The sequence below is a fragment of the Propionispora vibrioides genome, assembly GCF_900110485.1.
GTDB classification, from domain to species: domain Bacteria; phylum Bacillota; class Negativicutes; order Propionisporales; family Propionisporaceae; genus Propionispora; species Propionispora vibrioides.
This window is the reverse complement of sequence record NZ_FODY01000031.1, coordinates 42,064-50,974: the sequence shown is the minus strand read 5'-3', so window position 1 is coordinate 50,974 and position 8,911 is coordinate 42,064. Positions and strand designations below refer to the sequence as shown.

Genomic DNA, 8,911 nt, shown 5'->3' with positions numbered 1-8,911 from the left:
GCAAAAGCGAGAATCTATGTGAATATCTATGGCTAAACGTAAGTAAATGCTGCTATGAAGAGCCGGATGCCTTAATAGGGCAAGTCCGGTTCCGTGAGGGGGGCTGGAATGTGAGTTCCGCCTCTACTCGACCGACGATTTGTAGCAAAATGTAATATACGAAGCATAGAATAAATTGGAAGACCTCTCTTGAGTTTAGTAAGTTGTGCTTCTGTAATTTATTTAGCAAAAATTTTCTTGATATATTGACAATATTTTTTTCATCGTATATTATAAGCATAAATTAAATACATGGAATAATTTGATTAGCTGATCAAATGATTGAAGGCTAAGCACAGGAAATCTTGTGCTTGGCCTTTTTTATTTTTGGTCAAAAGAGGATGTCGAGTAGAAAAATAATCAATACCCGGGAGAAAAAAGATAGGGGAGTGCGGATATGTCACAAACAAAAAAACAATTAGTATTAGCTGCTTTTAACAATGAGCCGGCAGATCGGGTCCCGGTAGGTTTTTGGTATCATTTTTTGGCTGATCCGGAGCATGCTGAAGGATTGGGGCAGCCTGCAGTGGTTGCAGAAAACATAGCGGGCCTCAAACGTTTTTATCAGGATTTTCAGCCGGATCTGGTCAAGATTATGAGTGACGGTTTTTTTGCTTACCCCAATAAAGCGTTATTTAATATAGCGTCAGTCAAAGCGGTTGAAGGGATTAAACCGCTAGGCGAAAATGCTCCGTGGATAGAAGAACAGGTAGACCTGGTAAAGCAGGCTACGAGCGCTTTTGGCAGTGAGGTACTTCTTTTTTATAATATTTTTGCTGCGCCGCGGTATCTTGAATTTATGCATAGCGCCGGCGATGCCAATGGAAATTTCGTGAAATTGCTCAGGGAGGACAAAGCTGCTTTACAACATGTCCTTGATGTTATATCCGAGGATTTGGCGGCTCTGGCCAGACGGGTCATTAGAGACGGAAAGGCCGACGGCATATACCTTAGTGTGCAAAATATACCCAGACCGGAAGTTACGCGTGAAATCTATGAGGAAGTGGTTGCGCCGGCCGAAAGAAAAATATTGGCCGCCGCCAACGAGGTCAGCGAGAACAACATTTTGCACATTTGCGGCTATGAGGGAACCCGGAATGACCTTACCTGGTATAAGGATTATGAAGCCAAAGCCATTAATTATGCCGCCAACGTGGAAAGGATTAATCTGGCCGAAGGCAAGAAGATTTTTGGCGGGAAAGCGATTATTGGCGGCTTTGATAATACCAAAAACGGTGTGCTTTACCGGGGAACTAAGAAAGAGATTGAATTAGCCACAGAAGAAATTGTCAGGAACGCAGGGAAGACCGGCTTGATTATCGGCGCCGATTGCACGGTGCCTGACGATATAGACGTCAAGAGACTACATTGGGTACGCGATAAAGCGGCAGCTTTATAATAGGGAAGCTCCTGAGTTGTCGATGATGGGGAGGGATGATACATGTTAAGGCTTACCGGTATACACAAGGATTTTAATGGCAATCCCGTGTTAAAGGGGATCGATATTGCGGTAGAAAAAGGAGACGTGGTCGTTATCCTGGGACCAAGCGGCTCAGGCAAAACGACCTTGCTGCGGTGCATTAACTTTTTGGAGCAGGCAAGCAGCGGGGAGATGATTTTTGATGATTTGCGCCTGCAACTAAACAAGGTGTCTGCTACCGATAAGAGAAACGTGAGAAAAAAGACAGCCTTTGTGTTTCAAAATTATAACTTGTTCAATAATAAAACCGCTTTGGAAAATGTTACGGAAGGCTTGATTATTGGCCGGGGCGTCCCGAAAAACCAGGCTATTGAGATTGGCAAAGCGATGCTGGATAGGGTGGGCTTGTCTGACCGGTATCAGTATTACCCCAGTCAGCTATCAGGCGGCCAGCAGCAGCGAGTGGGCATTGCCCGGGCCCTGGCCGTACAGCCTGAGGTGATTTTGTTTGATGAGCCGACAGCTTCCCTGGACCCTGAATTAGTCGGTGATGTTTTGGAAGTTATGAAGAATATGGCAAGAGAAGGAATGACCATGATTGTGGCGACCCACGAAATGCAGTTTGCCCGCGAGGTCGCTAATCACGTGATTTTTATGGAGGGCGGCAACATTATTGAAGAAGGTCCTCCGGAGCAGATATTCTTCAAGCCTAAGGTTGAACGGACTAAAAGCTTCTTAAGCAGAATACTGAAATCAACAGCCTGATTGCCCCAGCAACCTTGAAAGCAGAAATTTTGCCTCGCCGCTATCTTCCCGTTTTAAAGTTGGCGGGGTACTAAGGACGTAACTGGCAACAGGGAATTGCTAGAAATTATGAAAACTGTGAGGAGATTGTAATGCGAAAGATATGGAAAACGTTGGGTATTATCAGTATGCTTGCCATGCTGACGGTCAGCGTAGGCTGCGGGAATGGCACCGATAAAAAAGCCAATAGTGAAGCCAACACCACCGAGAAAAAAGTGGTGAGAGTCGCTTTTACTAACTATTATGTGCCTTATGATTTTGTAAATCAGGCTGGCGAACCGGATGGCTTTGAAGTGCAGGTCATGAAGGAAGTGGAAAAATTGCTTCCTCAATATCAGTTTAAGTTTGAGCCGACTTCGGATGACGATCTGCTGATTGGTGTGGAATCGGGCAAATACGATGTGGGGATTAAAGGGGTATGGCAGACCGAGGCCCGTAAGACCAAGTTTATTTTCCCAAAAAATAATATTGCCGCCAGTGTGATTGGTTTGACCTTCCGCAAAAGCGATGCCGATAAAATTAAAGATATGGATAGTTTCGCTAAAATCGGCGGCAAATTAGTCCCGATAGCACCGCAAAACGCCCAGTATGCCGTGGTCGAAGATTATAACAAAAAGCATCCGGATACGCCGATCAAATTACTGCCTTCAGAAAGCTTCCAGGTAGCCGACGCCTATACCTGGGTTTTGGAAGGCCGGTATGACGCCTTTTTTGATATAGAATTAGCCTATAAAAATAATGTGGTTAATGACAAAGGCACGTATCATAAATTTAACGATCAGTTGGCTTACGTCCGTTATAACGCCATTCCTACCTATCCGATCTTTAATAAGAAAGATCAGGAGTTTGCCGATGCTTATGATAAGGCCATTGAACAATTGACGCAGTCGGGCAAAATTAAAGAGCTGGAACAAAAATATTTTGGCGAAGATCTTTTACAGCTAGTGAAAAAATAAATAGTTAGGGACGGGGGAATTATTGAATGAGACCGTTTGACCCACTATTTATCATCGAAGTGATACCCGATTTATTGCCGTACCTATGGGTGACGTTGGCGGTCGTTGTAGGCTCGGTCGTGTTAGGCACCTTATTCGGCTTTGTGCTTGCGGCTGCTAAATTAAGCAGCCGCAGGCTTTATCGCCTGTTGGGCGATGGATATACCTGTGTAATACGTTGCACGCCGGCGGTCATTTTGTTGTTCATTGTTTTTTATGGTCTGCCTAAATTCTTTCTGGAAGTTTTCGACTACGATATTAACGAGTTTAACAAAATGTTTTTTGTGATCATTACTTTTACACTGCTTTTTGCCGCCTCCATATCCGAAGTCATCCGTTCTGCTTATCTGGCCATTGATAAGGGACAGTATGAAGCGGCTGTCAGCGTAGGCCTGACACCCCTTCAGGCGTTTTATCGGATTGTACTGCCCCAGGGAACCATCATCGCGCTTCCTAACTTCACCAATTCCTTTATTACGCTGTTGAAAGAAGGTGCACTGGCTTACACGATCGGGCTGATTGATTTACTGGGGGCCGGTAATTTGATCATAGCCCGAAATTACGGATCATATGCTTTGGAAATATACCTTGCCCTGTCGGCTATCTATTGGGGCATGGCGATCTTATTTGAAAAAGCGCTGTTTGGGCTGGAAAGCAGATTGTCACGCTATAAAAAGACGAGATCAGCTTAAAGGAGGGACTAAAGTGATATGGAATTGAATTATGATTTTATGGTACAAACTTTTCCGGCCATTCTTAAAGGCATCCCGGTTACCTTGGAAATTACTTTGGTCTCCCTGCTTGTGGCTGCACCGGTTAGTTTTTTTATGGCACTGATAAGAATCTATCAGGTCAACATACTTAGACAACTAGTCAGAGTTTACGTATCTTTTATCAGGGGCACGCCGATGGTGCTGCAAATCCTGGTCGTATACAGTCTGCTGCCGAGTTTATTAAATTACCTGATTAAGAGCCTGGGGTGGGCCTTTAATGTTTTTGAAATTGATCCTGCTTGGTATGCCTACGTCGTTTTTACTTTAAATACGATAGCGCTTTTATCCGAGGTATTTCGCTCGGCCCTGCTAAGTGTCAATGAAGGACAAATCGAGGCAGGCCTGTCAGTGGGGATGACGCTGCCCCAGGTATACCGGAGAATTATTATTCCCCAGGCTATGGTAGCCGCCTTGCCTAATTTGTGCAATCTTGCCGTTAATCTGATTAAGAATACTTCCCTGGCCTTTCTGATGACTGTTAAGGATATTACGGCAACAGGGAAAATAGCCGCATCGTATGGCTATAATTATATTGAAGCCTATGTGGATGTTTTTGTTGTCTATTTGATATTATGCACGCTTGTTCAACTGTTGTTTAGCTTTGCCGAAAAGCAGGTGGGAGCGTTTCGCCAGTTAAAGTATAATTAATATAAAACCCCCGGTTCTGGTCAAAACCGAGAGTTGATTGATTCGGAGCTGCCTTACAGGCAGCTGTTTTTTTTGTATCTCGCCTGTTTTTCGTTTCTTTCTCAGTTCCACTGACCGGTATAAGGGTTATAGTCACAATAGGGGGAAGGCGCGCACCAGCGTTTATCCGGATCGGTACTTTGCGCAAGCGGCCGGCAGTCGCTGCAGGCGTAGCGGTATTCGCAGTCCCGGCATTTGATAATGGCATCCTTGGTCGTGTTCCAGGTTTCTTGCAGGACAGCGCCGGAGAGCACTTCCCGCAGCGGGCGGTTTAAAATATTGCCGGCTATCCGGTCACGGGCAAAAATGCAGGGAAGAACATCGCCGTCCGCGGTAATGGCGATTTTGCCCGAGAGGCAGCTATGGCTGAAGTGGGCCAGCCGGAAGCTGTCCCGGTCAGTATAAAAAGGCGGTCTGACCGGCGGACGGTGATAGTGCCGGGGCAGCAGTCCATCATCGTCGCCGCGGCCTGTGGGGCGGATGACATCAGGTACTGTGTCCGGCAGACCGAGCTCCCGGCAAAGCTGTATAATATTTTGGGCTTCCGTTTCATTGGCTTTCATCAGGATGGACGCGATACGCAGCGGTATTCCGGCGGCCAGTATTTTTTTAATGGCCGTCATTGTTTTGTCAAAGCTGCCCTGGTTGCCGGTCACCCTGTCATGGATATCGGCAGAGGCTGCATAAATGGTGGTTGCCAGATACAGGTTATGGTGCTTGAAAAAGCGGATACAATCCTCATCAATGAGTGTGGCATTGGTAAAAATTTCTATGTAGTCATAGGCTTCTTCCGCGGCCTTGCCGATCAGTTCACGCCACTTAGGGTAGAGCAACGGTTCACCGCCAATCAACTGTAGGGCGGTGGCTCCCTGCTCCCGGGCCTCGCTGATTAACGACAGCCATCTTTCGTGAGGTACACAGCCTTGCTGCAGGGCAGGACTGCTGGCGGTATAGCAGTGAAGGCAGCGGTTGTTACAGCAGGAGGTGATTTCCAGCCACAAGAAGTCCAGTGTTGCTGCCGGTACGTACTCGGACTGGGAAGCGGCAGCCGGTGGATTCAGAGCGTAATAGCTTCCCAGGTTCCTGCGGGCGAGTGTGTCCAGAAAGGTCAGATATGGCCGGACCGCGGGGTCCTGCAGGTCCAGCAGTGTGTCCAGCGGCGCTTGTTGGCAGGCTGTCAACAGTTCGACTGCGCCGCGGTTAACGGATAATACTTTGCCTGAACGAAAGTCATAGATAGCCCCCCGGGCGGCCCCTTCTATCAGGGCGCAGTGAGACTTTAGGCGGTAGTACAAAGTCTCTTCCTCCCTTACCGTTTTTGTGACGTATTATATGCGTCGCAAATGACCGACGTTCCCCAGGGACGCTATGAGGCTTTACTTGACTGGTATATCGTGCTACAATATGGAATAAACGTAACACTGGAGGATTGCCATGGAAGATAATGAATTGGTGCGCTTTGGCGTTTCCATGAACCGGGATTTGGTGGAGCAGTTTGATAAGTTAATCGCCCATCAGGGATATAACAACCGTTCGGAGGCCCTGCGTGATCTGGTCAGGAAGGCGCTCATTGATCCTAATCAACTTCGCTTGGATGAGCAGGTAGCCGGGACCATCGTGCTGGTCTATCATCATCATTTATCGGACGGTTTGACCGAGCTGCAGCACCGCTTCCATCACGAGATTGTTTCGACTATGCATATTCATCTGAATGCACAGCAGTGTCTTGAGATTATTGTGGTACGGGGAGTGCTTAAACGATTGAAGGAACTGCAGCAAAGCATCCAGGTCTTAAAACAGGTTGTTTACGCGGAGCTGTCGGTTACCCACCTGGAGCCGGAAGAGCCGCACAGTCACGAGTAAGGCTTAGCATGTTTATGAGATGAGGAGGAGTTGTATGCATATACCTGACGGGTATTTAAGTCCATCTACCTGTGCCGTGTTTACCGCCGCCATGTTGCCTTTTTGGTACAGGGCGTCAGCGAAGCTGAAGGAAACGGTCGAGGCGGCTCAGGCCCCATTTATTGCAATGGGAGCTATCTTTGTTTTTCTGGTGATGATGTTCAATGTTCCGATTCCTGATGGAACTACTGCTCATGCTACCGGTGCTGCTCTGATGGCTATTGTATTTGGCCCGTGGATTGCGGTCATTGTCGTAAGCGTAGCGTTGTTTATCCAGGCGCTGGTATTTGGTGACGGCGGGATTCTGGCCTTTGGGGCTAATGCGTTTAATATGGCCGTGGTACTGCCCTTTGTCAGTTATTTTGTCTATATGGCACTTAGCCGGAACGCAGCGTTGCATTCGGCCCGGCGGATTTTCGCAGCCTCGGCGGCCGGCTATATTGGGATCAATGTGGCGGCGTTCATGGCCTCCCTGGAATTCGGCGTCCAGCCCATGCTGTTTCATACCCCCGACGGTACGCCGCTATATTGCCCGTACGGTTTAGCGGTGGCTGTGCCGGCCATGCTGTTTGCCCATTTGCTGGTGGCTGGTTTTGTTGAGGGCGCGGTTACCGGTCTTGCGTTAAAATACATATTGCGTGATTCGGCGCATTTTGTGCTGACCCGGCTGCCCGGCCGTTCACCGGAGGAGGCCGGACATGGCTAAACGGTACATTTGGTTTCTAGTGGCTATGATGCTGCTCACGCCGTTGGGCATGCTGGCCGAGGGAACTGCCTGGGGTGAGTGGGGTGGCGAGGAACTGCAGGCCGTGCTGGGTTATGTACCGCAGGGAGTAGCCAAGGTGGGCGGCCTGTGGAACGCGTGGTTACCGGATTACAGCCTGGAAGCCTTAGGGACGGGGACGGCCGGTGGTATTGCCGGCTATCTGCTATCGGCCATTATTGGCTCACTGCTGAGTTATTGTATTGTCTTGCTGCTGGTAAAGCCGTTAGTGCAGCAATCTAAAGACCGCCGTAAAGTATAAAGTGCCTAAATAAAAAGGAGATCGGGAAGCGCAAGCTGCTTAGCCCGATCTCTTTTATTTATGTTATTAGGGTTCTTATTTAGTGTCTTGCAGGTAGTAGGAACGGACCGGTTTCAGATCGGCGGTGAACTCGTAAACCAGTGGGACACCTGTCGGGATCTCCAACGACATAATCTTGTCGGCGCTAATCTGATCAATGTGCTTAACCAGGGCGCGCAGGCTGTTGCCATGGGCGGCAACCAGCAGACAAAGACCCTGTTTGATTTTGGGTACCAGGCTTTCTTCCCAATAAGCGATAACCCGTTTTTCCGTATCCTTCAGTGATTCGGTAGCCGGCAATTGTTCCGTCGGGATATCCGCATAACGGGGGTCATGGCCGGGAAACATGGTGTCTTCCTTCTCCAGAGCCGGTGGAGCTATGTCATAACTGCGCCGCCAGATTCTGACCTGCTCATCGCCAAAAAGCTGGGCAGTTTCGGCTTTATTGCGACCTTGCAGCGCGCCATAATGGCGTTCGTTAAGCTGCCAGCTTTTATATTCGGGAATCCAAAGCTGGTCCATTTCCTCCAGCACAAAATGCATCGTTTTAATGGCCCGTTTCAAGCGGGAGGTAACGGCGGCGTCGAAGTGATAATTTGCCGTACGTAATAGCTTTCCCGCCTGGCGGGCTTCCGCTACTCCATCTTCCGTCAAGTCCACATCCATCCAGCCGGTAAAGCGATTAGTGCGGTTCCATTCACTCTGGCCATGCCGGATAAAGACAATTTTATACCTGTAACCGATCGAGGTCTCTTCTGACATAGTAAACACCTCCAAATCTATCTTTTTAACCATATTCGATAATTAGGTGAATTTTACCTTTATACTGTGCCGCTTTTTGCTATAAACCGGCCTGGCAAGGAACTGCTAGGAATGGAGCCGTCTATATGGCAATAACTGTTAGCGGTAAGGTACAAATTTACATAATGTTTCATATGATATTATGATCAACCGACTTTTTAAAGGCAGCAAGGTTTCGGGACGATAGCAATAACACTGGATTGTACTGTTCCCCGGCCCGGGCAGGAACATGTAAGGAAAAGTCACATAGTATGATATGGACCGAATACTTTATATATGATTTTCTTGCTGCGGCAATACACAACAAGCGTATTGTCATCTTTACCATTATTTTGAGGAGGGGTAGTTTTTGGACACCTTAGGGTTACAGCTTGAAAGAAATACAAGCGGGACGGTTGTAGCGAATGCCAATGTGGTATTTGAGGA

The 8,911-nt window shown here is 47.9% G+C and carries 10 protein-coding genes; 8 read left to right on the top strand and 2 right to left on the bottom strand.

Annotation, left to right across the window (positions count from 1 at the left end; genetic code table 11):
* Positions 1-436: 436 nt before the first annotated feature.
* From BMW43_RS18535 to BMW43_RS18515, 5 genes are all read left to right on the top strand, one after another.
* Positions 437-1,438 carry a uroporphyrinogen decarboxylase family protein gene (locus tag BMW43_RS18535; protein ID WP_091751323.1) on the top strand — a complete coding sequence of 334 codons (1,002 nt, stop codon included), beginning with the start codon at positions 437-439 and terminating at the stop codon, positions 1,436-1,438.
* Positions 1,439-1,480: 42 nt separating this feature from the next.
* On the top strand, positions 1,481-2,224 hold the full coding sequence (locus BMW43_RS18530; protein WP_091751320.1) for an amino acid ABC transporter ATP-binding protein: 744 nt from the start codon (positions 1,481-1,483) through the stop codon (positions 2,222-2,224).
* Between the two features lie 125 nt (positions 2,225-2,349).
* Entirely contained in the window at positions 2,350-3,219 is an 870-nt protein-coding gene (locus BMW43_RS18525; protein WP_439331458.1) for a transporter substrate-binding domain-containing protein, read from the top strand.
* Between the two features lie 26 nt (positions 3,220-3,245).
* On the top strand, positions 3,246-3,950 hold the full coding sequence (locus BMW43_RS18520; RefSeq protein WP_091751313.1) for an amino acid ABC transporter permease: 705 nt from the start codon (positions 3,246-3,248) through the stop codon (positions 3,948-3,950).
* A gap of 18 nt (positions 3,951-3,968) precedes the next feature.
* A complete protein-coding gene (locus tag BMW43_RS18515) occupies positions 3,969-4,679 on the top strand; it encodes an amino acid ABC transporter permease (RefSeq protein ID WP_091751310.1) in 711 nt (236 codons plus the stop codon).
* Between the two features lie 101 nt (positions 4,680-4,780).
* Here BMW43_RS18515 and BMW43_RS18510 read toward each other — a convergent pair whose 3' ends face one another.
* Positions 4,781-6,013, bottom strand: coding sequence for a radical SAM/SPASM domain-containing protein (locus BMW43_RS18510; RefSeq protein ID WP_091751307.1), 1,233 nt, complete (start codon positions 6,011-6,013; stop codon positions 4,781-4,783).
* Positions 6,014-6,152: 139 nt separating this feature from the next.
* Between BMW43_RS18510 and nikR the strand changes: the two genes are divergently transcribed.
* The 3 genes from nikR to BMW43_RS18495 are packed head-to-tail and all read left to right on the top strand — an operon-like array spanning position 6,153 to position 7,645.
* The gene (gene nikR / locus BMW43_RS18505; protein WP_091751304.1) at positions 6,153-6,581 is read left to right on the top strand and encodes a nickel-responsive transcriptional regulator NikR; all 429 of its coding nucleotides are present in this window, start codon (positions 6,153-6,155) and stop codon (positions 6,579-6,581) included.
* 34 nt (positions 6,582-6,615) lie between these two features.
* Positions 6,616-7,326 (top strand): cobalt transporter CbiM, encoded by a 711-nt coding sequence (gene cbiM, locus BMW43_RS18500; protein WP_091751302.1) that lies wholly within the window; start codon positions 6,616-6,618, stop codon positions 7,324-7,326.
* On the top strand, positions 7,319-7,645 hold the full coding sequence (locus BMW43_RS18495) for a PDGLE domain-containing protein (protein ID WP_091751299.1): 327 nt from the start codon (positions 7,319-7,321) through the stop codon (positions 7,643-7,645). The genes cbiM and BMW43_RS18495 overlap by 8 nt, the downstream gene beginning before the upstream one ends.
* 75 nt (positions 7,646-7,720) lie before the next feature.
* Here the strand turns inward: BMW43_RS18495 and gpmA are convergent, their stop codons facing one another.
* Entirely contained in the window at positions 7,721-8,446 is a 726-nt protein-coding gene (gpmA, locus tag BMW43_RS18490; protein ID WP_091751296.1) for a 2,3-diphosphoglycerate-dependent phosphoglycerate mutase, read from the bottom strand.
* Between the last annotated feature and the right edge of the window lie 465 nt (positions 8,447-8,911).